Genomic DNA, 24372 nt, shown 5'->3' with positions numbered 1-24372 from the left:
ACTTGTGACTTGGTTGTATGATTTATATCAAACCTATGAAGAGAATAAGAAAAAGATGGGCGAAGTTGAAGAATCGATATTTGGAAAAAAAGTATTATTTTTACCTGAAGCTCACACATATCAAAATGCTCAATATGAAATTTCAATTTCACCTGAAGGAGAATTTGTTCGAGCAGAAGTAATAAGTAAGGATGATCAGGCAACAATTATTCCAGTTACCATAGAATCAGAAAACCGAACAAGCAATCCAGTTTCACATATGTTACATGATAAGTTGCAATATGTAGCAGGAGATTATGAAGAATATGGCGGTTGTTATAGTGGGAATAAAAATTACTATAAAGACTATATTCAACAATTAAAAACTTGGTGTTCCTCTCAAGAGACACATCCAAGAGTGCAAAGTATTTTAAACTATGTAGAGAAAGGATCTGTTATTAAAGATTTAATTGAGACAAAGCTTATAAATCCTAAAAAGATTCCATTAGATTCAGTCATTCGCTTTAACGTTTTAGATGGTGATGTACCAGTTTGGGAAGATAAAAATATAATGAATAACTATATCAATTTTTACATGCCCAATTTAAAAAACAGAGAATTAGATTATATTACAGGTGAATATAGTCTATTATATGATAAACACGCATCAATAATCGGAAAGAAAAAATTGATATCTGAGAATCAAAAACAACCGTTTGCTTTTTTAGGGAGATTCTCTGATATTTCTCAGGTTGTGTCAGTAGGATATGAAGTATCAACTAAAGGACATAATGCACTTAAATGGTTGATAAAAAAACAAGGACGAATAATTGACAGTCGCATTTTTTTAACGTGGTCACAAAGAGGAAGTAAGGTTCCGTTTCCAGAAGAATCGACTTATAGTATTTTTGCCCGTGATCTACAAGCAGAAAAATTAGTTTCCCGTGACCTAACAAATCAACGTTTTGCTAAATTAGTTTCAAATGTAATGAATGGGTTAAAAGCAAATTTGGGCGTGAACAATCATATCTTTGTTTTAATTTTAGATGCAGCGACAACAGGACGTATGGCTATTTTATATTATCAATCAATTGACACAAAACGTTATTTTGATCAATTAATGGAATGGCAAACCTCATGTATTTGGCGCCATAAATATGGTGTTGAAAAAGGGAAAGATTGGATAGGAAGTCCTTCTTTAAGCGATATGGTTGAAGCAGCATACGGAGAAAAAGCAAGTAACGTATTAATCAAAAATACATTAAGTGAACTATATCCATGTGTATTAGAGGGAAAAAAAATACCTCTGACAATCGTTCGACGTCTATTTCAGAGAGCATCTAATCCAGCAGGAATAAAAGATGAAAATGAATGGGAAAAAGTTTTAAGTATTGCTTGTGCCGCAATGATTCGACATCGTTATGATCAAACATCAATTGAGCAGAAAGAGAAATTTAAGGGGGATATTCAATTGGAATTAAATCAGGAAGAAAATGATAGAAGTTACTTATTTGGCCGTTTACTAGCTGTTGCAGATTATGTAGAAGAAAAAAAATTAAAACAATTAAAAGAAAATCGTCCTACGAATGCAAAAAAATATATGCAAAAATTTAGTAGTAAACCAAAATTTACATGGAAAATGATTCGAGAAAGTTTAGTGCCTTATGAAACAAGAATGCTCAATCAAGGAAGAAAGTATACTGAGATTATTGATGAACAGATCATGCCGCTTTTCCTTGAAGGAAAATTTAATGATGATCCTTTGGATGGTAGATATTTAGAAGGTTATGCTAATCAAAGAGTCGCATTAGTAGAATTGGATAAAGAAGATAAAAAAAATAAATAATAGATGGAGGAATAAAAGATGTCAGCGTTATCTAAAAAAATTGATTTTAAAGTGGTAGTTTCTGTAAAAAATGCGAACCCAAATGGTGATCCATTAAATGGCAATCGTCCACGTCAAAATTTTGATGGCTATGGTGAAATTTCTGATGTAGCGATCAAACGGAAAATTCGTAATCGTCTACAAGATATGGGCGAACGAATCTTTGTTCAATCAGATGACCGTGCAGATGATGGCTTTAGAAGTTTGAAAGAGCGAGCTAACGCCAATGAAGAATTGAAAAAAATTGCAGAAGATAAAAAAAATCCGGATAGAGAATTATATAATAAAAAAGCATGTGAAACTTGGATTGATACGCGAAGTTTCGGTCAAGTTTTTGCTTTTAAGGGAAAAAGAAAAGGTGAAGGAGTTTCAGTTGGTGTAAGGGGTCCTGTATCAATTCAATTGGCAACAAGTGTTCAACCGATTGATATTACATCGATGCAAATTACAAAGAGCGTTAATTCAGAACCAGAAGATAAAAAAGGATCTGAAACCATGGGAACCAAACACTTCGTTGATTTTGGTCTCTACGTATTCAACGGCAGTATCAACGTGCAGCTAGCTGAAAAAACAGGCTTCACCGAGGCGGATGCTGAAAAAATCAAAGAAGCGCTAATTACCTTATTTGAAAATGATGCTTCTTCTGCTCGTCCTGACGGCAGTATGGCGGTGGAAAAGGTGTACTGGTGGGAGCATCCAAGCAAAATGGGCAAGGCCTCTTCTGCGAAAGTGCATCGTTCCGTGAGTATTGCTAAACGGCCGGAAGTCGATCGCGCCAAATCAGTCGCTGATTACACAATTACGGTCGAACCAATCGAAGGAATCAAGCTAACTGAAATTGACGGATTGTAAAATGTATGAGGAACAGGATTATTTAATGATTTCGGGGATTCAGCATTTTCTTTTCTGTCGGCGGCAATGGGCATTGATCCATATTGAGCAGCAATGGCAGGAGAACGTGCTAACCTTGGAAGGTCAATATTTGCATGAAAAGGCTGATCAGCCACTGATTCGAGAAAAACGGAAGGATCGTTTGATTGTTCGCGCGCTGCCGATTCATTCACCAACTTTTGGGTTATCCGGCATTTGCGATGTGGTTGAATTTGTTCAAGATCCTAATGGCGTTACTTTAGCCGGCGAAACAGGAACCTTTTTACCGGTGCCTGTGGAATATAAGCATGGTAAACCCAAGCAAGAGCTTAGTGATATTTTACAATTGACCGCACAAGCCGTTTGTTTAGAAGAAATGCTGGTCTGTGAGGTTCCTCAAGGCTACTTGTACTATCATGAAACGAAGCGGCGAGAAGCAGTAGCAATTACGGATGAATTAAGAGCTGAGCTACAGAAAAAAGTAGCGGAAATGCACCAATATTGGGCAAGGCGTTATACACCTAAGGTAAAAACCGGAAATTTCTGTAAAAAATGCTCACTACAGGATATTTGTTTGCCGAAATTGATGAATGTTCAAACCGTCAAAAGCTACATGGATCGGAGGCTGCGGGAATGAGAAAATTGCTAAATACCTTATTTGTGACAACGCCGGATACTTATTTAGCTTTAGATGGAGAAAATATTGTTGTTTTAAAAGAGGAAACAAAATTAGGTCGTGTACCACTGCATAATCTGGAAGGGGTAGTTACTTCTGGTTACTTAGGCGCGAGTCCGGCATTAATGCGCAAGTGTGCCGAAAAAAATATTAGTTTAACCTTTTTAACAACTAGCGGCAGATTTGGCAGTCGGGTAACTGGCGGAACCACAGGAAATGTTACGTTAAGAAAAAAACAATACCGAATTTCCGATGACGAAACGCAAAGTCTGGCAATTGCTCGGCATTTTATTGTGGGTAAATTATATAATCAGCGCTGGATGCTGGAAAGAATCACTCGAGATAATCCGCTGCGAGTCAATGTAGAACAATTCAAACAAATTTCGGTAGAATTAAAAAAATATATTGAAGATGTCCAACAGGCAAAGGATTTGGATTCTTTGAGAGGAATCGAAGGACAAGCGGCGAATCGTTATTTTTTATTGTTTGATCAAATGATTTTACAACAAAAAGCAGAATTTGGTTTTTACGGTAGAAATCGCCGACCACCATTGGATAACGTGAATGCTTTGCTTTCTTTAGCATATACGCTTTTGGCGCAAGAATGCGCGGCGGCGCTGGAAACGGTCGGGCTTGATCCTTATGTGGGCTTCATGCATCAGGATCGACCGGGAAGAGCATCGCTGGCTTTGGATTTGATGGAGGAGCTACGGGGAATTTATGCCGACCGATTTGTTTTGACTTTAATCAATAAAAAAGTTGTGACAGCCAAAGACTTCATCAAAAAAGAAAGCGGCGCAGTTTTGCTGACAGATGCTGGACGTAAAGTCTTTTTCAAAAACTGGCAAGATAAAAAGCAGGAAACAATTCAGCACCCTTTTTTAGGTGAAAAAATCAGCTGGGGCTTAGTGCCCTATGCCCAAGCGTTGCTTTTAAGCCGCTATCTGCGAGACGACTTGGACGGTTACCCGCCGTTTCTTTGGAAGTAGGTGAGAACTTGCTGGTTTTGATTACTTACGATGTGGCTACAAGCACCGCTGGCGGTAGCAAACGGCTGCGTAAAGTCGCCAAAAAATGTCAGGATTATGGACAACGTGTTCAACATTCAGTTTTTGAATGTGTGGTCGATGCAACGGAATTGGTTAAATTGAAAAAAGAGTTAATTGACTTGATTGATGAAGAAGTGGATAGCTTGCGGATTTATCAACTAGGAAAGAACTATAAAAATAAAATTGACCATATCGGGGCTAAAGAAAGTTTTAATGTGGAAGAGCCTTTGATTTTTTGATAAACAGGTGCGAACCCCAAGTGCACATGAAAATACTAGGGGATTCGCACCAAATTTTGGTTGATTTTTTGATGGAAAACGACCTTTTTCTAATCAAATTCTAATTTAAAGAGAGAATTAAGGTGGTTTTTAGGTAGTTTTAGCATAAAACTAAGTAGAAATCACTGTCTCACTCTGTTTAGAGTGTGTGGATTGAAATTTTAAAAGTAAAAAAGAACATACATTCGAAAGGGGCGTCTCACTCTGTTTAGAGTGTGTGGATTGAAATGCTACTAGCGAGACGCGGTCGTGATAACGTCGGTACGTCTCACTCTGTTTAGAGTGTGTGGATTGAAATGTAAATCAGGTTTTAAAACAAAACCAGATGCTAAAGCGTCTCACTCTGTTTAGAGTGTGTGGATTGAAATATCGGTGATTGAGCCTGCCTCTACTTGTAAATTGTCGTCTCACTCTGTTTAGAGTGTGTGGATTGAAATGAGTATTGCGTTAAACATATCAAAAATAGACTGGAGTCTCACTCTGTTTAGAGTGTGTGGATTGAAATAATCAATCCAATTATTTCTGACAAAGCATACTTGTCTCACTCTGTTTAGAGTGTGTGGATTGAAATTCTCAGCTCCGCTATTGACTTAGGCTCAGCAGAATGTCTCACTCTGTTTAGAGTGTGTGGATTGAAATAATTGTTGGTGCATAAACAATTGCTTGTCTGCCATGTCTCACTCTGTTTAGAGTGTGTGGATTGAAATAGAGGTCGTCTGTTAAGCTATACCGTAATTGCGGTCTCACTCTGTTTAGAGTGTGTGGATTGAAATGAGTATATAGGAACTAAGAGTGCCACATGGAAACATAGTCTCACTCTGTTTAGAGTGTGTGGATTGAAATACGCTGTACAGGAAGAGTTAGACATTACAGGCACAACCGTCTCACTCTGTTTAGAGTGTGTGGATTGAAATTCTAAAGGGTCGCCTTGCTTTTTAGCAAGGTGAGAAAGTCTCACTCTGTTTAGAGTGTGTGGATTGAAATAAAATCATGTAACATGCGCCAAGCTCAACTCCATTTCGTCTCACTCTGTTTAGAGTGAGTGGATTGAAATTGCAATTCGTCCCAAAGTATCAGAGTACCGTCATATGTCTCACTCTGTTTAGAGTGAGTGGATTGAAATTTTTATACAATAGTTAATTACATCAAAGCTTGGATTGTCTCACTCTATTTAGAGTGAGTGGATTGAAATTGTTGGCAATTATTTCGTTGTGTTTTATGTGTTCCAGTCTCACTCTGTTTAGTGTGAGACACATCTATCAAATAATCATACTATTTAAACAGAAATCATAAGCTCTTCTAACTTTTAAGGAATTTTCTATGTGAAGCAAAATTGTCAATAAAAGAGAGCTATGGTATACTAAAGGTGCAAATGAAGATCAAGTATAACACTAAACCCCTAGAGAAGTCGGATTCTCTAGGGGTTTTTCGTGGGCTAATGTCGCCTTGGATTGTTTTACTTCTTGTTTCTTGTATTTAGCCAATACTCAAAAAGGACAATTAATATCCCGACAAGAAGGGGGCAAATGATTAACTCGATCAAGCATAACACCTCCATCCAGTCGCAAGACTTTCGGATAGGCGACAATTAATTATAACTTAATTTAAGGGGTTAAAGAGCACTAATTTAAAAAAGAGTTGATTGTGCAATTTTCTAATAAGATTAATGAAAAAATGGATTTTTCAGGAATAATGGGAATCTTAACCTTTGAAGGAGAGCTGACGCCATATACGCCATGGCTTAATGCTGCCCAACTATTACACATTGGTAGAAATACAACTTTTGGTTGTGGTAAAATAGAAATAATTATAACTTAGGAGAACTGAATTATTTAGTGCGAACCCCAAGTGCACATGAAATTACTGGGGGTTTCGCACCAAATTTTGAATGATTTTTGACCAAAAACAGTCTTTTTTCTAATTTAATTTTAATTTTATGGTGAAATTAAGATGATTTTTGCTGAATTTGATGTAATTATACGGCAAAATCACAGTCTCACTCTGTTTAGAGTGAGTGGATTGAAATTTGTCAAATTGATGTACAAGGTACAAACCGGATGTCTCACTCTGTTTAGAGTGAGTGGATTGAAATAAATTGAATTCTTTATACTGCCTTTTTATTGTCGTCTCACTCTGTTTAGAGTGAGTGGATTGAAATTGCATTTTCGAAAGTCATGGTCAATATGCAGTTGGCGTCTCACTCTGTTTAGAGTGAGTGGATTGAAATAACTTTATCTTATAGTCTTTGCCAATTTTTTCAGAGTCTCACTCTGTTTAGAGTGAGTGGATTGAAATAAACGCTCGTCTGCCAGCATTGCTGCAGAAGTAAAGGTCTCACTCTGTTTAGAGTGAGTGGATTGAAATTACTTTTGCCATAATCCCTCTTTCTAATGCCAATGCGTCTCACTCTGTTTAGAGTGAGTGGATTGAAATTGATTATTCGGATAGTTTAAAAATATCTGATGCTGTCTCACTCTGTTTAGAGTGAGTGGATTGAAATAGAGAGCCATTGGCCTATTTTAGATAATCCGCTACCGTCTCACTCTGTTTAGAGTGAGTGGATTGAAATACGATATTGCGGCGTGGTTGGAAAGTCAGGATGTTGTCTCACTCTGTTTAGAGTGAGTGGATTGAAATAAATTGGCAGGAAATGTACCGCTTGCCTAATGGGGTCTCACTCTGTTTAGAGTGAGTGGATTGAAATAAGTTGTTTGTCAGCTGCAGATTGATTTTGAGATTGTCTCACTCTGTTTAGAGTGAGTGGATTGAAATTGTCCGATTGTCAATTTTTTGGCGTAGCTCTTGCGTCTCACTCTGTTTAGAGTGAGTGGATTGAAATCGACCTACAGCGAAGAGGGCAAAAACATTTTAAAAGTCTCACTCTGTTTAGAGTGAGTGGATTGAAATATCTTTGTACTTGGGTAATGCTGCTTTGAGCCCTGTCTCACTCTGTTTAGAGTGAGTGGATTGAAATAGTCGTTCTCCAAGAGTTGGATAGCTTTGTTGCCGTCTCACTCTGTTTAGAGTGAGTGGATTGAAATCACTACTCATAAGCTCCCTCCTTCCCTAAAAAATGTCTCACTCTGTTTAGAGTGAGTGGATTGAAATACTTTTTGGAAACTCGATGACTATCGCCAATAATAAGTCTCACTCTGTTTAGAGTGAGTGGATTGAAATCGTTGCTGTCTAACACCTCGTTATAATCGTTAAGAGTCTCACTCTGTTTAGAGTGAGTGGATTGAAATTTCTAACGCCGCAGCTTTTTCTTGGACTGGCGTAACGGTCTCACTCTGTTTAGAGTGAGTGGATTGAAATGATATGGAGCACTCCAATTATGTTAAATGTTTAAGAGTCTCACTCTGTTTAGAGTGAGTGGATTGAAATAAATCAACTTGGCTTAGATATGAAAAGCGGTGGTTTGTCTCACTCTGTTTAGAGTGAGTGGATTGAAATATCGCTTTCTAGCTCTGCTAGCAATTTGGTCATCGTCTCACTCTGTTTAGAGTGAGTGGATTGAAATTTATTTTTTTGTGCTATCCTTAACTACATACTTAGGTCTCACTCTGTTTAGAGTGAGTGGATTGAAATCAGGCACCACATCCGCTAAAGGGTAGTAGAGCCATGGTCTCACTCTGTTTAGAGTGAGTGGATTGAAATAATGCCCGGCTGATAAATCCGCGCCACGCTTGCGAGTCTCACTCTGTTTAGAGTGAGTGGATTGAAATTGGCGTTAAGATAGGCCATTTCATTTTTTCATCGAGGTCTCACTCTGTTTAGAGTGAGTGGATTGAAATCCAAAGTAACCGACATAGCCCCGAAGGACTTTGTGTCTCACTCTGTTTAGAGTGAGTGGATTGAAATGTTTGGCGTCTGCTATTGCGCCAGAGAGCATTTTATGTCTCACTCTGTTTAGAGTGAGTGGATTGAAATTACATAAAGAAGAGCTGCAGAGCGGCTAAATAATCGTCTCACTCTGTTTAGAGTGAGTGGATTGAAATAACATAGTCCTCAGAAGTTAGCAGGCGAACTCTAACGTCTCACTCTGTTTAGAGTGAGTGGATTGAAATAAATTGCTTTGTATTCTTTTCATAAACAGTTATTCGTCTCACTCTGTTTAGAGTGAGTGGATTGAAATGACTAAGCCCATCGACAATATGGCTGTCAGTACAGGTCTCACTCTGTTTAGAGTGAGTGGATTGAAATTTTTTTCGCCAGACCTGCTGTCGGGGGGTGTATCAGGTCTCACTCTGTTTAGAGTGAGTGGATTGAAATAACTATAGGGCGGATGATAGTTTGTCTTTTGATAGTCTCACTCTGTTTAGAGTGAGTGGATTGAAATAACAAATCCGTATTCATTTTATACACCATCGTTAGCGTCTCACTCTGTTTAGAGTGAGTGGATTGAAATCCGTTACCTTGCGTAATTTGAAATTATAAAAACCGTCTCACTCTGTTTAGAGTGAGTGGATTGAAATACCTGATGTTAATGTACTAAGAGCAAGAAAAAGTAGTGTCTCACTCTGTTTAGAGTGAGTGGATTGAAATCTCATTATCTAATCTCAATGATAACTTGAAAGCGTCTCACTCTGTTTAGAGTGAGTGGATTGAAATAAGATTAGCTCGCATAGTTGCCAAACACGGAACTTGTCTCACTCTGTTTAGAGTGAGTGGATTGAAATTACTGCTGGAAAGACATTAGAACAGATGGCCGGAGACGTCTCACTCTGTTTAGAGTGAGTGGATTGAAATTAAAAGGTTTAAAATGGGCTTTTGAAGAAGTGAAAGTCTCACTCTGTTTAGAGTGAGTGGATTGAAATCGGTGGCATGCTGTCTGGTATTGCAAATGGGTTTGTCTCACTCTGTTTAGAGCGAGTAGATTGAAATCTTGCTAGTTGGGCAAGCAAGATTATTTCAAAAGGTGTTTCACTTTATCTAGAGTGAAACAAATGAACTAATCCAGTACTATCACATGGTTATTATAAATATATTCTTCAAAACGACTTTTCCGAGGGTAGCCGCTTTTTTCTCTTTTTATTTCCTATATCGTTATAAAATTTTCAAAAACAGAACCTTTTTATTCGTCAGATCCTTAGAAATTCTATACAATAATAGAGAATAGAAAAAGAAGTTATGGAGGGATGAACGATGAATAATGTTATGGAACAATTAAGAAAGTATGCACTTTTGCGTGGGTTTGTTTATATTCTTTTCGGTTTATTGATTTTATTTAACCCGAGAGATGTTTTTCAAGCGGCCGTTTATTTTATTTCAGCGTATATTGCCATTATGGGTCTGCTTAGTTTATATGACGGTTTTAAAGTGAAAAAAGCAACTGGAACCTACGGAATGAGCTTTTTAGGCGGGATTGTTTTAGTGATTGTCGCCGCGATTGTACTGGTTTTTGCTAAAGGAATTGTAAGTATTTTACCGATTTTCTTAGGATTAATTATTGTCATCGTGGGACTTACGCGAGCGATGCAGGCAAATAATTTACGTTCTTATGTGAATGTAAGCTGGCTGCCGATGATGATTTACAGTGTGATTTTGATTGTTGCCGGGCTGGTATTAACCTTTAATCCATTTGGCAGTTTATTGGTGTTGTTCCAATTGTTTGGAATCATTTTAATTTTTATGGGGATTGGTGAAATTACTTCCTTTTTCCAATTACGCAAAATCCAGTAAGAAACGTCTAATAAAGGAGGCAAAACAGATTCGTTTTGTCCTCCTTTTTATTTTTCGACAAAAAAGGAAAGATAACAAGCGATTAATGTCAGCTAAGAGTGCCATTTCGTAAAAAGACTTAGTGAGACTGGAAATAAAGGTTAAATTTACCGAAACGAAATGAGAATAAAATAAAGAAAAAATGAAAGCAAGTCTAGAAAAAGGCTGAATTTATGCTATACTAATTTTAGTTTGCTTCTTCTTTTTTTAGAAAATTCCGAAAGGGTTTTATTAGCTAAGAGGATCAAGCACAGAGTACGTAGTCTGCGATGAAGTGAAAGTGAAATATTACTGAAAATTTACATCAAGCTTACTACAAATTTATATTGGGAAAATATAATGGAGTTAGCTGGAGAAATGTTCCAGTTAAGCCGAAATGCGAAGGGATGGAAAGCGTGAAAAAGAGTGCAAAATTGTTAGGATTGTTATCAGTAATTGGATTGAGTATGGGTTTACTTGCAGGTTGTGGATCCTCTGGTGAGAAAAAAGCATCAGATGATACAAAAGCGCTGGAATTACAATTTGTTCCAACTAATAATGATGGTTCAATGGAAGCAAAAGCGAAACCTTTCGCAAAATATTTATCAGAAAAATTAGGTCGTGATGTAAATGTTACTTTAGCAACCGACTATTCAACGATTGTTGAAGCAATGGCTTCCGGAAAAGTAGATATTGGTATTATGCCGCCGTCAGCTTATGTACAGGCACGTAACCAAAAAGCAGCGACAGCGATTCTTTCTTCTGAACTGGGCGCGTATAATCGCGAAACAGGTAAACCAGAGGCTGACAAATTATCCAGCACATTTAAAGGAGAAGTTTTAGTTAGAACAGATAGCGGCTTGGATTCCTTAAAGGATTTAAAAGGGAAAAAAATCGCCACCTTAAGTCCTAACTCTGCCAGCGGGTACATTTATCCAGTTGTTGAAATGAAGGAAGAAGGCATCGACCCGACGAAAGACGTTACGTTGACAACAGTTAATGATATTCCAAGTGAAATTACTGCGGTGTTAAATGGCCAGCAGGACGCGTGCTTCGTCTTTGAAGGTGCACGTAATGTGTTTGCATCAAAATTTGAAAAAGATGATTTATTTAAAGATCTAAAAGTGTTATATCTGACAAAAGGCGACATTCCTAACGATGCAATTGCGGTTCAGCCGAAAATGGACAAAGACCTGCAGGCAAAAGTTAAAGAGGTTTTCCTGGCAATGCCTAAAGACAAAGAAGGCGCGGATGCTATGGCTATGTGGGGACACAAAGGCTATGTAGAAGCAGACGACAAAAATTACGATACGGTTGAAGAGTACACAGCAAAGGCTGCAGAATAAGCAGTCATATAATTATCAATAATGCTTGACTATGAAATAAATGGTGGAACAAAGAGGGCATGGCGGCTGAAAGGTCTACATTGTCTTTCACTCTTTGTTCTAACCTTTTTCTATTTACTTAAAAGGAGAAAACATGATTCAGTTTGAGAACGTAACAAAAACGTATAGCAATGGTGTGAAAGGTCTTAAAAATATTAACTTAACAATTGAAGATGGTGAATTTGTTTCGGTTATTGGTCTTAGCGGCGCGGGGAAAAGTACACTGCTACGTTCTATTAATCGTTTAAATGAAATCACAGAAGGCAATATTATTATTGACGGTGCTTCCATCACGAAAGCCGGCAAACGTGATTTAAGAAAGATTCGTCGAAATATCGGGATGATTTTTCAGCATTTTAATTTGGTAAAGAAAAGCTCTGTTCAAAAGAACGTTATTTCAGGTAGATTAGGCTATTATTCAACGTTCAAAAGTATTTTTGGGTTCTTTTCAAAAGATGATTATGCTTTAGTCACAGATGCGCTAGATCGTGTTGGCTTAGGCGATAAGCTGCATTCAAGAAGCGACGAGCTAAGTGGTGGTCAACAGCAGCGTGTTTCCATTGCCAGAACCCTTGTTCAGCAGGCGTCGATTATTTTAGCAGATGAACCCGTGGCTTCTTTGGATCCAATTACCACGCAAAAAATTATGAAGGATTTGAAAAAAATCAATCAGGAGTTAAATCATACTGTGGTTATTAATTTGCATTCGGTTGATTTGGCACGGGAATTTTCCAGTCGGATTATTGGTTTGCGGGATGGTGAGGTTGTCTTTGACGGCTCTGCAGCAGAAGCGACAGATGAAGTCTTAACAAGTATTTATGGCGCAGATATTTTGAAACAAACTGATGGTGAAGCGGAATGAAGCTGAAAGATACGATCCACCGTAACTTATATAAGCAGTTATTTATTGTCGCTTTAGTTTTAATATGTGTATACGCTAGTGCCAGTGTAACCGGCGCACAAATGGCCGATGTATTCAATAATTTGGATCAAATGGGTCTTTTCTTACAACGCTTTCTTAGTCCGGATTGGAGCTATATTCCAAAAATTGTGGCACCGATGATTAAAACAATTAAGATGTCTGTCGTTGGGACAACAATCGGCGTGGCTTTTGCGGTTCCGTTTGCTTTTATAGCTACCACTGTCGTGACTCGGAATTTTATTATTACGACGATTGTCCGGTTTTTGATGAGTATTGTGCGGACGATTCCCAATCTTTTATTGGCTGCGTTGTTTGTGGCGATGTTTGGGATTGGTGAATTTACTGGGGTTTTGACGATTGCTGTCTTTACCTTTGGCATGGTGTCTCAATTGGTGTATGAAGCGATTGAAACCATCGATCATGGACCGATCGAGGCAGCTGAATCTGTGGGTGCAACGAAAACACAAATCGCATTTTGGTCGATTGCACCGCAAATCTCGCACCAAATCGCCAGCTATTCTTTATATGCATTTGAAGTGAATATTCGTGCATCAACGATTCTAGGCTATGTAGGTGCCGGTGGTATCGGGGTTATTTTGAATTCTTCTTTGAGCCTGATGCGTTATGATCGAGTGTCTATTATTATTTTATCTATTTTAGTTGTAGTCATCACGATTGATTGGATCAGTGAAATTATCAGAAAGAGGTTGGTTTAATGAAGATAAAACAAAGATTTAAAAGCTGGCCGCTTCTTGTTGTTCTAGCCATCATCGTGTATTCTGCGGCAGGTATTGATTATTCGGAAGCCGGCAATATGTCCTTTGGGATGGTACAATCTGTTTTATCCGGATTGTTTCACCCGGACTGGTCGTATGTGTATGATGGTAGCGGTGAGGATTTATTGAGTCTGTTGTTGTTGACGATCGGTATTGCCTTTTTAGGAACCGTTATTGCGACAATTTTAGCGTTGCCGTTAACCTTTATTAGTGCCCATAATCTGTGGAAATCCAATAAGATTATTTCTAAAATCGGGAAATTTGTGTGTAATGTTCTGCGGGCTTTTCCAGAGCTGGTATATGCGATTATTTTCGTTAAAATGGTGGGGCCGGGTCCATTTGCCGGTGTGTTAGCGATTGGTGTCCATCAAATTGGAATGCTGGGCAAATTATACACAGAAGAAATTGAATCAATGGATGAAGCCCCTGTGGAGTCAATGACAGCGGTTGGGGCAAACTTTTGGCAAACGATGTTTTATGCTAGATTGCCACAACTGATTCCGACCTTTCTATCTTTAGCGCTGAATCATTTTGAAATTGCCGTTCGTAGTGCTGCAACCTTAGGCTTGGTGGGTGCCGGCGGGATTGGTGCACCAATGATTTTTGCCATTCAATCAAGAGCTTGGGATAAAGTGGGCATTATTTTATTCGGGATCATCATTACTGTCTTTTTAATTGATGCAATCACCGGATACTTACGGAAAAAACTACAATAAACGTGTGAGGCAAAAAAATGAACGAATTAACGATCTTAAGTACAACAGATGTTCATGGCTTTTTGACAGCAGCAGGGGAAAAGGGCGGCATTGACGCTCTTTCTGCTGTTGCCGATCAATTTCATGAACCCATTTTAATTGATAACGGTGATTTTTTTGTGGGTAGTCCTGAGACTACTTTTTTTAATACCACGCAAAAAATTTCACCACTGACAGACTTAGCGAATGAGCTTGGCTTTGATGTGATGGTACCGGGAAATCATGATTTTGATTATGGCCTGCCTTTTTTAAAGCGTCAGGTCGCTGCTTTTAAGGGGAAATATCTTTGCGCAAATGTACTGGATATGACCGATCAGCTTGTTTTTGAGCCGTATACAATTCTTGAGCGCAACTCGGTAAAAGTTGGCATCATCGGCGTGATTACAAGTGCTATGCCGCAGATTGCCGATTATGAAAAAATCAAGAATTTAAAATTTATGGATGTGATCGAAACCCTAAAAAAATGGGTTCCTATCGTGCGGGAACAAGCTGATTTAGTGATCATCAGCTATCATGGCGGCATTGAGCGTAATATGATTGACGGTAGTCCTACACAATATGATACAGGCGAGGATCAAGCCTATCGGATTATAGATGAAGTTCCGTTTATTGACGGCTTGATTTGTGGTCATCAGCATCGACAAAATGCGGGGATTTTAAAGGAAACGGCTTTTGTTCAGCCGGGCTATCGAGCGAATGTTATTGGACAGCTGACCTTTCGTTTTACTGATCGATTGCAAGAAAGACAAGCAGCGTTAATAGAAACAGAAAACGCTACGGCTATTTCTTTATCTGATCCGACAGCCTTTGAGCAATGGCTGCAGACTAAGGTGGATCTGTCGCATTTTGAAGAATATGTTGCCCGAAAAGTACCGGGAACCTTTTATGCATTGGCATTAAAAGGGGCAACAGTGGCTGACTTTTTAGCCAGCTTTACACCGCCTTATATGTTGTCAACCTATCATGTTTCCAGTGAAGAGATAAAAGCTATTCTTAAAACACAGACAATCAGCGGTATTCAGCTTGTGGATGGACAGCTTGTTCCTCAGCAATCGGATTATCGGATTACAACCAATTTAAAAGCGCTGTTTCCTGCCTATCGTTTAGAAACCAATTATATTTTTAATGTGTTTGATGAATACTTGGCGCTGATCAGTCAACAGGAAATGAAATAAAGGAGTGGATTTTCTTATGAAGCAGCAACTGAAAATTTATTATACCTCTGACGTTCACGGTTATTTATTTCCGACGAATTATGCAGATACTGATGAAAAAAATCTAGGCCTTTTAAAATGCATTCCCAGCTTTCAAAAAGACGGCAATACGTTAATTATTGACGGCGGCGATATGCTGCAGGGCTCTGCGTTGGCGACTTACTGTGAAGCGCATCGTGAAGTCGGATTTCCACAAGCGACTGTTTTGAATAAGGCCGGGTACGATTTCGTCACACTGGGCAACCATGATGTGAATTTCGGGACAGATTATTTATATGATTATTTGCAGGCACTTGATGCGACCTGTCTTTGCGAAAATATTTTAGATCGAAAAAACGGCGCCAAAAAATTTCCAGCGACGATTAAAACACTGGAAAATGGGATGAAAGTCGGCATTGTCGGTGTTGTGACCGATTATATTAATGTCTGGGAAAAAGCCGAGCATATTGAAGATATCCTGATTGCAGATCCTTTTGAAGCAGCCAAGCAAGCGTTAGCTGAATTAAAACCGCAGGTGGATGTAAGTATTTGTCTTTATCACGGTGGTTTTGAAAAAGATGTAAAAACAGGGAAAGTTTTATCAAAAACTAGTGAAAATATTGCCTATAAAATTTGTGAAGAGCTGGATTTTGACGTGTTGTTAACCGGTCACCAGCACTTATTAATTGAAGGACAGGAATTACACGGCACCTATATTGTTCAACCCTCCAATATGGCGTTAACGTATTTTGAACTTTCTATAGAAAAAGTAGCGGATGGGTTAACGATTGCAGCTGAAATCGGACGGGCAGATCAGCAGCCGGATTCGGCTTTACTTGCAGAGCTGCAGCCATTAGAAACCAAAGTTCAACATTGGCTGGATCAATCGATTGGTCGTCTGGAAACTGCTGCGTTGGCGGAGGATAAACGTACAATGGCTTTAAAGGGTAGTCCTGTGGTAGAGCTTGTAGGTGCCGCTCAATTGAAGGCTAGTCAAGCGCAGCTGACAGTGGTATCATTGGCGAACACATCGCCGGGCTTCCATCAGAACGTAACGATGCGGGACGTGATTGCCACGTATCCTTATACGAATCAGCTGATTACACTGAAAATTACAGGCGCACAATTAAAGCAGGTAATTGACAAAAATACAGATTACTTTGCTTTAAATGAGCAAAACGAAATCATTATTTCACCGCATTTTTTATATCCTAAGGTGGAGCATTATCATTATGATTTTTTCTTGGGAATTTCCTATGCTGTGGATCTTTGCCAACCGCCCGGCCAGCGAGTAACAGCTTTAAGCTATCAACAGCAGCCGGTAGCTGATACGGATGAATTTACGCTAGCATTGAGTGATTATCGTGCCAGCGGTGGCGGCGGTTTTCCTACTTATCAGGAATGTCCTGTGCTGAAAGAAGGTAGTCAGGAAATTGTTGCAATGCTTATTGACTATTTAAAGGATCAAGAGAACCTGAGCATACCTCAACGCTTGGATTATCAGATTAGTGCTTCTTGTAAATAACAAAGAAATAATAAAAAAAATAAGTAAGCTATTGCAAAAATAACGCGATAACTTACTTATTTTTTATTTAATAAGATATGTAGTGAACAACAGTATTATTTGATAGCCAATTCTTGACCAATCCAAACGGTCGTATCAGTCAAATTGTTTCTTGCCATCAAATCTTCTAACGAAATTTGATTTTTCTCTGCAATACCTGAAAGAGTATCTCCAGATTGAACGATATAGGTTGACGGTGTATTTACTTCTTGTTCTGAAGAAGAAGTTGGCGTTGTTTCAATGGTTTGTTGTTGTGAATCACTCGAAATTGAAAGATCGTCATTAGCCAAGCTTTCTGTTGTCTGCATCGTTTCGGATGTTCCTTCCTGTACTGAGCTGCTAGGCTGTGTAGAGGCTGGAGTTGGAACGATTTGCTTATCTAAATTTTGATCCAGTAAAGTAACTTGCTTTTCTATACTGCTTAATTTATCCTCCTGTTTTGCATTGGCCTGAAAACTTAAAAATAATAATAAGCATAAGACCATTGTGTTCAACAATAATAATAAAATAACAGTTTTTGTAGGGAATTTCGAAGGTGGTGCAGGACGTTTCTGTTTACGTCTTGAGTGTTCTTCTTCCAAATTATTTTCACTCCTTTCTTTAAAAATTAAGCTTAAAACCTTTAGAAAACAAAGTACTAATAGTATATCATATTGTTCAAAGACACTCAAAGTGCGGAAAAAATCGTTTGGCTGATAGCGTTTTCTAATTTTAGTAAAATATGAAATAAAAAAACATCAAACATAAAAATTAGTTCTTTATTAACAGAAAAAAATCTTATATCACCAAAAAACATTCAGTTTTTGTAGTATTAAGCGAAATTCGTTTTTAGTTATTATAAAAAAAGTCTATGATTTTTTAATTTAACTAATAGAAAAATACAAAGACTTTTCTTATATACATAGGTTCTTTTTTGCTTACCAAAAAACTCCAGAAGTCAAAAAGAGATTTCTGAAGCTTTTTCCATTGTTTTTCAACGAGCAATCCGTTATATTTCACGCATTTTCAATTCTTGAATATTTAAAAAATTCTGGCAGCACAAAGCAATACCGCCGTACAAAGTAGCCTGACTGCCTAAGCGACTGTTTTGAATTTGGACATTTCTGGCAAAACGACTGGTCAAATGTTCTCTAATCATATGAAGCAACGTTGGATTATTGCGGTAAACGGAACTGTTAATCACCACAACCTCCGGATCATAAATCGTAATAATGTTATTGATGCCTACACTTAGTAAAAACGCGTTTTCAGCAAGTGCCTGCAAGGTATTCGGATCGTTGGCGGCGACTAATTTTTGAACTACGCTAGAGTCAACAAACTCCAATCCCTTTGTTTTAGCTAAGGTTTCATAAAGAACAGAATTTGACGCATACTGCTCCAGACAACCATGATTGCCACAAGGACATTTTTTGCCATTCGGATACAAAATCGAATGGCCGATTTCACCAGCTTCGCCGTACTGTCCTTTTTGCAGCGTTCCACAGTCCACGATGCCAGCACCAATTCCGCTGTGAATACTTAAACTGACTAAGGTGTTCGACTCCAAAGAAAAGACATATTCGCCGAGAGAAGCTAGATTCGCTTCGTTTTCAATAAAAACAGGAAAATCATATTGCTCAGACAATACGTCATAAAGGTCAAGCGTATCCAAATCGTAATAAGGGGTAAAAACAATGTTGTTTTCATTTACGACGCCATGAATCGCGACACACATACCCACAATTAACACATCGGTCGGCGGCTCTAATTGTTCAATACTTGCTTGAAGTAAAGGCAGCACTGTTTTTGCTGAAACCACAATCCGTTTTTTCTGAATAGAAAGAACCTCTTCACCGTCTAAATAGGCTAAACGGCCCTTTATGTAATCAATCCCGATATCAAACGATAGAATAAGCGCAGCCTTCGGATTAAATTGAAGCAGAATGGGCTTACGACCGCCTTGGGTGCTGGCAGTACCGATACCCGTTTCAAAAATCAATCCATCCTCTAATAAGGTTTTCGTAATAGAAGAAACGGAGGCTTTATTTAAACCGGTTAACGCCGCAAGCTCGGCACGGGAAATATTTTTATGGTCGATGATTCCTTTTAAAATGAGCGATTCATTCTGCTCCCTGATTTTATATTTGTTTATAAACAAATTAACCACCTCTTTCTTAATAATAATTTTTTTGAAAGCGCTTGACAAGATAATTACAATGATTTATATTCTTTATGTAAGTTAGTTTAACTTACTAACTAACTAGAAGCAAGATATTTTTGGGAGGAATTTAGATGAATTATTTTCCACAGGTAGAAAAAGTTGCATATGAAGGTCCTGAAACAAAGAATATGTTTGCCTTTCGTCATTACAACCCGGATGAGCTGATTTTAGGAAAAGAAATGAAAGCGCATTTACGCTTTGCGGTTGCTTACTGGCATACAATGACACAAGATGGTTCTGATCCATTTGGACAACCGGTTAATCTTAGAACTTGGGAAACTAGTGATCCTATGGAAACAGCGAAAAATCGTGTGGAGGCTTTTTTTGAATTATTGGTAAAACTGGACGTAGAGTATTTTTGTTTTCATGATGTAGATATTGCACCGGTTGGGAATTCATTAGAAGAATTCTTCGCAAATATAGATGAAATTACTGACCTGATCAAAGCGAAAATGGAAGCAACTGGAATTAAGCTACTGTGGAATACTGCGAATATGTTCTCTCATCCGCGCTTTACCAACGGAGCAGCTTCTTCCAATAATGCAGATGTCTTTGCTTATGCGGCGGCACAAGTCAAAAAAGGCTTGGATATTAGTAAAAAGCTGGGCGGTAAAAATTATGTTTTTTGGGGCGGTCGTGAAGGCTACGAATCCTTATTAAACACCGATATGAAATTAGAGCAAGACAATATTGCCCGCTTATTTAAAATGGCGGTTGCCTATACAGAAAAAATCGATCATCAGGTACAGTTCTTAATTGAACCTAAACCAAAAGAGCCAACGAAACATCAATATGACTTTGATGCTGCTACAGCCATGGCCTTTTTACAGAAATATGACTTAACGAAGCACTTCAAGCTGAATTTAGAAGCGAATCACGCGACTTTAGCTGGTCATACCTTTGAGCATGAATTGACGGTAGCTCGCTGTTATGAGGCACTTGGTTCCATTGATGCCAACCAAGGGGATATGCTTTTAGGCTGGGATACGGATGAATTCCCCACGAATATTTATGATACAACACTGGCGATGTATGAAATTTTAGAAAATGGCGGGATTGCTCCCGGTGGTATTAATTTTGATTCCAAGGTTCGCCGTTCTTCCTTTGAAATGGAGGATTTACTGCTGGCGCATATTGCTGGAATGGACACCTTTGCCAGAGGCTTGAAGGCTGCTGCTAAATTGAAGGAAGATCAATTCTTTGATCAATTAAAAAAAGAACGGTATGCTTCTTATCGGACCGGCATCGGTGCCAAAATTATTGATGGTCAGGAAAATTTGGAGACGCTTACGGATTATGCGATGTCGCACGATGATATTCAGTTAGAATCTAGTCACTTGGAGTATGTAAAATCGCGTTTGAACGACTATTTAGTCTAATTTAGAAGGAGAGAGAGAAATGAAACGTAGTAAACTTATTCTTTCGGCAACAGTCTTAGCAGCAGTAGGGTTAATGTTGGGGGCATGCGGCAGCGCCAGTAGTTCCAGTTCAAAGGACACAACAACCGTTGATGTGTTCAATATTAAGGTGGAAACAAAGGATCAGCTGGATGAATTGGCGAAAAAATATGAAGAAACCCATGATGGCGTCAAGATCAACGTCACTACAGTCGGCGGCGGTCAAGATGCGAATGCGGCTTTGCAGTCAAAATTTTCTTCCGGCGATGAACCAAGCGTTTTCTTATTGGGCGGTTTAGCTGATGTTGAAAAATGGGGCGACAGCTTAGCGGATTTAACCGATACCAAGCTTGCAAAAAATGCAATCGCAGGCACATTGGATGGTGCGACAAAAGATGGCAAGGTTTACGGTTTACCAATGAATATTGAAGGCTTCGGCTTTTTAATTAATAAAGATTTATTCAAAAAAGCAGGAATTGATGTTGATGAAATCAAATCCTATCAAGATTTTGAAAAGGCAGTTAAAACCTTGGACAGCAAAAAAGACAGCTTGGAAATGAAAGCGGTTTTTGGTTTTAGTGCGAAAGAATTTTGGGTAGTAAGCCAGTACAGTGCGCATTTTACTTCACCTGAATTCGATGACAGTCTACAAAAAATCTATGATGCGAAAACGATTGATTTTAAATACAGTGATCAATTCAAAAAATATACGGACTTGATCAATAAATATAATGTTCAACCGATCTTATCCCTAGATTATAGTACTTCTGTAGAGGAAGATTTTGCCAATGATCAAGTGGCGATCGTCCACCAAGGAAATTGGATTGTCCCAACCTTGAACAGCTTAGATCCTGAATTTGCCAAAGAAAAAATGGGTATTTTACCCTTGTTCGTAAAAAGCGACACAGAAGGTAAAATTGCGGCAGGTCCTTCTTGGTACTGGGGCGTAAACAAAAACAAAGATGAAAAAGTTGTCAAAGCAAGTAAAGATTTCTTGGAATGGCTCTACACGGATAAAGAAGCGATGAAGGTGGTAACGGATGAAATGGAATTTATTCCGGCATATACAAACTTCTCATCGGATGCCATTAGTGATCCGACTTCTAAACAAATTTTCGATTATTTATCTGAAGGAAAGGTTGTACCATGGGCGCACAATCAATACCCTGACGGCTACTCACAAACACAATTTTATCCAGAATTTCAAAAATATTTGAATGGCGATATTAGCTGGGATGAAGTGATGACCAAAGGCAAAGAAGCGTGGGCTGCAGATCGAAAATAAAGGCTCTTTAGGTTAATCAAGTTTCGGTAACGGGGAAGGCAGAAGCTGTAAAAGGCTTCTGCTGCAGCCTCTTATCATTTAGGGAGGGAAATCGTTGTGAGCAATAAATCAAAGTCTTTTTGGTTGTTTTTAGCGCCTAGTTTAATCGGTATGGCAGTGGTGTTGTTTGTCCCTTTAATTACCGGCGTTTATTATTCTATGACAGACTGGAACGGTATTAAAGTAGAGCAATTTTTAGGCTTGGACAATTATTTGCGGGCTTTTCAGGATGAACGTTTTCTAAGCAGTATTTGGTTTACCACGAAATTTTCAGTTGTTGCCATTCTGTTGGTAAATGTGATCGGCTTAGGCTTGGCTCTGCTCGTTACTCAAAAAGCGGATAAATTAAATAACCTGTTTCGGACGGTTTTCTTTATGCCGAATTTGATTGGCGGGATTATTTTAGGGTTTATCTGGCAATTTATTTTTATTAAAGCCTTTTCTGCTATTGGCGATGCCACGGGAATTGAGTTTTTCAAAGGCTGGTTATCGACGACTAATACTGGCTTTTGGGGCTTGGTGATTTTATTTGTTTGGCAGATGAGCGGCTATATCATGATTATTTATATTTCTTTTATCAATAATATTCCGGATGAAATGATCGAAGCGGCGGAAATTGACGGAGCAACGAGTTGGCAAACGTTTTGGAAAATCAAATTTCCTATGCTGGCACCCGCATTTACGGTCAGCTTATTTCTGACCTTGTCAAACGCCTTCAAAATATACGATCAAAATCTGGCTTTAACTGCTGGCGGACCGTTTGATTCGACCCAGATGGTTGCGATGAATATTGTCAATGAAGCATTTGCTGTCCGTAATATGGGCTATGCACAAGCAAAAGCAGTCGTCTTTTTGGTTATTATCGCCGTTATTTCGGTTGTTCAAATCAGCATTACCAGGAAGCGGGAGGTTGACCTATGAGAAAGCAGAAAAAAAGAAAAGCACTCTGGATCAAGCTTAGCGGTATTTTGCTGACATTATTGTGGCTGTACCCGTTTTATTTGATTATTGTCAATTCGTTTAAAACGAAGTCTGAAATTTTCAAAAATACATTGAATGTTCCACAGAATTTTACGACTGAAAATTATCCGGTAGCGTTTGAAAAGCTGGACTTTTTCAGAAGTGCTTTGAATTCAATTATTATTACAGGTGTTTCGTTGTTTGTGATTGTCGTTTGTACCTCAATGGCCGCTTATGCCTTGTCTCGGAATAAAAGTAAATTGAGCAATTCATTGTATTTTGTGATTGCGATTGGGTTATTGATTCCATTTCAGGCAATTATGATTCCGTTGGTTTCGTTTTTTGGAAAGGCCAACATGCTTAATCGTCCAGGATTGGTAATTATGTATTTGGGCTTGGCCAGTAGTATGGCGATTTTCCTGTATTTTGGTGCCTTAAGAAGCATCCCGCAGTCGTTAGACGAAGCAGCAACGATTGACGGCGCGTCAAAATTTCAGATTTACTGGTATATTATTTTGCCATTATTAAAACCGACTACGGTGACCGTGATTGTGTTGAATGCCATTTGGTTCTGGAATGACTATCTATTGCCTTCATTGGTGATTAACAAAGAAGGTATGTACACGATCCCGTTGAAGATGTTCTATTTCTTTGGACAATATTCAAAACAATGGCATTTAGCCTTAGCAGCACTGTTTATCGCGATTATTCCAATTATTATTTTGTATATCTTTTTGCAGAAATATATTATCAAAGGAATTTCAGATGGCGCGGTGAAGTAGAAAAGCTGATGTGACAGTATATGATTTTTGTGGAAAAAGCTGTATAACGTTGGGAAACATAGGGGAAGAAATGAGTGGCTGTGAATCACAGTGAAATGAAATTGAACTGATGATGAACGGTATAAGACTTGCTGAGAATCACAACGAAAGAAATGAACTGATGATGAACGGTATAAGACTTGCTGAGAATCACAGTGAAAGAAATTGAGCTGATGATGAACGGTACAAGACTTGCTGAGAATCACAGTGAGATGAAATTGAACTGATGATGAACAGTACAAGACTTGCTGAGAATCACAGTGAAATGAATTGAGCTGATGATGAACAGTACAAGACTTTCATAGAAAGTGTTGAACCTTTTTCTACAAGGCTAAGCGGCTCATTCCGCTTTTATAGTTATCTAGCTGCACAAATCAATCTTTAGGAAAATAGATAAATTGCCAGTGAAACAAAAAGCGTTTCAAAGTCAATTTCCTAATTTTCTACAAGATTAAACGATTTGTTTCGCTTTTGCTGAGAATCACAGTGAAATGAAATTGAACTGATGATGAACAGTACAAGACTTTCATAGAAAGTGTTGAACATTATTATTATCCAGCTGCATGAGCCAGCCTTTCGGGAAAAAGATAAAAATAGTTTGTGGCAAAAAGCGCCACAATCGATTTTTCCTATTTGCT

Annotated in this window: 20 protein-coding genes and 2 CRISPR repeat arrays; of the genes, 17 read left to right on the top strand and 3 right to left on the bottom strand. The window is 38.4% G+C overall.

Annotated features, from left to right (window positions below):
- Positions 1-4 precede the first annotated feature (4 nt).
- Genes cas8c through cas2 form a run of 5 tightly spaced genes read left to right on the top strand, consistent with a single transcriptional unit; the run spans position 5 to position 4698 of the window.
- Positions 5-1825 (top strand): type I-C CRISPR-associated protein Cas8c/Csd1, encoded by a 1821-nt coding sequence (cas8c, locus tag ABH902_RS09255; protein WP_404590435.1) that lies wholly within the window; start codon positions 5-7, stop codon positions 1823-1825.
- Between the two features lie 18 nt (positions 1826-1843).
- Complete coding sequence (cas7c, locus tag ABH902_RS09250) at positions 1844-2716, top strand: type I-C CRISPR-associated protein Cas7/Csd2 (protein ID WP_404590434.1); 873 nt, start codon at positions 1844-1846, stop codon at positions 2714-2716.
- A 1-nt stretch (position 2717) separates the two neighbouring features.
- Complete coding sequence (cas4, locus tag ABH902_RS09245; RefSeq protein ID WP_404590433.1) at positions 2718-3371, top strand: CRISPR-associated protein Cas4; 654 nt, start codon at positions 2718-2720, stop codon at positions 3369-3371.
- Positions 3368-4399: a type I-C CRISPR-associated endonuclease Cas1c gene (cas1c, locus tag ABH902_RS09240; RefSeq protein WP_404590432.1), complete on the top strand. Its 1032-nt coding sequence runs from the start codon at positions 3368-3370 to the stop codon at positions 4397-4399. Before cas4 ends, cas1c begins: the two co-directional genes overlap by 4 nt.
- Before the next feature lie 8 nt (positions 4400-4407).
- Positions 4408-4698: a CRISPR-associated endonuclease Cas2 gene (gene cas2, locus ABH902_RS09235; RefSeq protein ID WP_404590431.1), complete on the top strand. Its 291-nt coding sequence runs from the start codon at positions 4408-4410 to the stop codon at positions 4696-4698.
- Positions 4699-4864: 166 nt separating this feature from the next.
- Positions 4865-5998: a CRISPR direct-repeat array (repeat unit 33 nt; unit sequence GTCTCACTCTGTTTAGAGTGTGTGGATTGAAAT).
- A 195-nt stretch (positions 5999-6193) separates the two neighbouring features.
- Here cas2 and ABH902_RS09230 read toward each other — a convergent pair.
- Positions 6194-6295: a type I toxin-antitoxin system Fst family toxin gene (locus ABH902_RS09230; protein WP_404590430.1), complete on the bottom strand. Its 102-nt coding sequence runs from the start codon at positions 6293-6295 to the stop codon at positions 6194-6196.
- Between the two features lie 86 nt (positions 6296-6381).
- On the opposite strand from ABH902_RS09230, the gene cas6 reads away from it, so the two are divergent.
- The 8 genes from cas6 (at position 6382) to ABH902_RS09190 (ending at position 16993) form a co-directional block, all read left to right on the top strand.
- Positions 6382-6555 carry a CRISPR system precrRNA processing endoribonuclease RAMP protein Cas6 gene (cas6, locus tag ABH902_RS09225; protein WP_404590429.1) on the top strand — a complete coding sequence of 58 codons (174 nt, stop codon included), beginning with the start codon at positions 6382-6384 and terminating at the stop codon, positions 6553-6555.
- Positions 6556-6730: 175 nt separating this feature from the next.
- Positions 6731-9621: a CRISPR direct-repeat array (repeat unit 33 nt; unit sequence GTCTCACTCTGTTTAGAGTGAGTGGATTGAAAT).
- 261 nt (positions 9622-9882) lie between these two features.
- A complete protein-coding gene (locus tag ABH902_RS09220; RefSeq protein WP_404590428.1) occupies positions 9883-10419 on the top strand; it encodes an HdeD family acid-resistance protein in 537 nt (178 codons plus the stop codon).
- Positions 10420-10844: 425 nt separating this feature from the next.
- Positions 10845-11783, top strand: coding sequence for a phosphate/phosphite/phosphonate ABC transporter substrate-binding protein (locus ABH902_RS09215; protein ID WP_404590427.1), 939 nt, complete (start codon positions 10845-10847; stop codon positions 11781-11783).
- A gap of 133 nt (positions 11784-11916) precedes the next feature.
- A complete protein-coding gene (phnC, locus tag ABH902_RS09210; protein ID WP_404590426.1) occupies positions 11917-12684 on the top strand; it encodes a phosphonate ABC transporter ATP-binding protein in 768 nt (255 codons plus the stop codon).
- A complete protein-coding gene (gene phnE, locus ABH902_RS09205; protein WP_404590425.1) occupies positions 12681-13460 on the top strand; it encodes a phosphonate ABC transporter, permease protein PhnE in 780 nt (259 codons plus the stop codon). The genes phnC and phnE (ABH902_RS09205) overlap by 4 nt, the downstream gene beginning before the upstream one ends.
- A complete protein-coding gene (gene phnE, locus ABH902_RS09200) occupies positions 13460-14236 on the top strand; it encodes a phosphonate ABC transporter, permease protein PhnE (RefSeq protein ID WP_404590424.1) in 777 nt (258 codons plus the stop codon). The genes phnE (ABH902_RS09205) and phnE (ABH902_RS09200) overlap by 1 nt, the downstream gene beginning before the upstream one ends.
- Positions 14237-14253: 17 nt before the next feature.
- A complete protein-coding gene (locus tag ABH902_RS09195; protein WP_404590423.1) occupies positions 14254-15450 on the top strand; it encodes a metallophosphoesterase in 1197 nt (398 codons plus the stop codon).
- Positions 15451-15466: 16 nt separating this feature from the next.
- Positions 15467-16993: a bifunctional metallophosphatase/5'-nucleotidase gene (locus ABH902_RS09190; RefSeq protein ID WP_404590422.1), complete on the top strand. Its 1527-nt coding sequence runs from the start codon at positions 15467-15469 to the stop codon at positions 16991-16993.
- A gap of 95 nt (positions 16994-17088) precedes the next feature.
- On the opposite strand, the gene ABH902_RS09185 is transcribed toward ABH902_RS09190, so the two are convergent.
- Both ABH902_RS09185 and ABH902_RS09180 read right to left on the bottom strand, forming a co-directional pair.
- Positions 17089-17613, bottom strand: coding sequence for a LysM peptidoglycan-binding domain-containing protein (locus tag ABH902_RS09185; protein ID WP_404590421.1), 525 nt, complete (start codon positions 17611-17613; stop codon positions 17089-17091).
- A 407-nt stretch (positions 17614-18020) separates the two neighbouring features.
- On the bottom strand, positions 18021-19169 hold the full coding sequence (locus tag ABH902_RS09180; RefSeq protein ID WP_404590420.1) for an ROK family protein: 1149 nt from the start codon (positions 19167-19169) through the stop codon (positions 18021-18023).
- Between the two features lie 134 nt (positions 19170-19303).
- On the opposite strand from ABH902_RS09180, the gene xylA reads away from it, so the two are divergent.
- The 4 genes from xylA to ABH902_RS09160 all read left to right on the top strand — a co-directional run bounded on the left by xylA (position 19304) and on the right by ABH902_RS09160 (position 23695).
- Positions 19304-20611, top strand: a complete 1308-nt coding sequence (xylA, locus tag ABH902_RS09175) for a xylose isomerase (protein WP_404590419.1) — start codon at positions 19304-19306, stop codon at positions 20609-20611.
- A gap of 19 nt (positions 20612-20630) precedes the next feature.
- Positions 20631-21914, top strand: coding sequence for an ABC transporter substrate-binding protein (locus ABH902_RS09170; RefSeq protein WP_404590418.1), 1284 nt, complete (start codon positions 20631-20633; stop codon positions 21912-21914).
- Positions 21915-22010: 96 nt separating this feature from the next.
- Positions 22011-22874 (top strand): carbohydrate ABC transporter permease, encoded by an 864-nt coding sequence (locus ABH902_RS09165; RefSeq protein ID WP_404590417.1) that lies wholly within the window; start codon positions 22011-22013, stop codon positions 22872-22874.
- Positions 22871-23695, top strand: a complete 825-nt coding sequence (locus tag ABH902_RS09160; protein WP_404590416.1) for a carbohydrate ABC transporter permease — start codon at positions 22871-22873, stop codon at positions 23693-23695. The genes ABH902_RS09165 and ABH902_RS09160 overlap by 4 nt, the downstream gene beginning before the upstream one ends.
- Positions 23696-24372 lie beyond the last annotated feature (677 nt).

It is taken from the genome of Enterococcus sp. UD-01 (assembly GCF_044909655.1).
Lineage (GTDB): Bacteria > Bacillota > Bacilli > Lactobacillales > Enterococcaceae > Enterococcus_L.
Note: the sequence above shows the minus strand (reverse complement) of the source record. Positions and strands in the feature narration are given on the sequence as shown.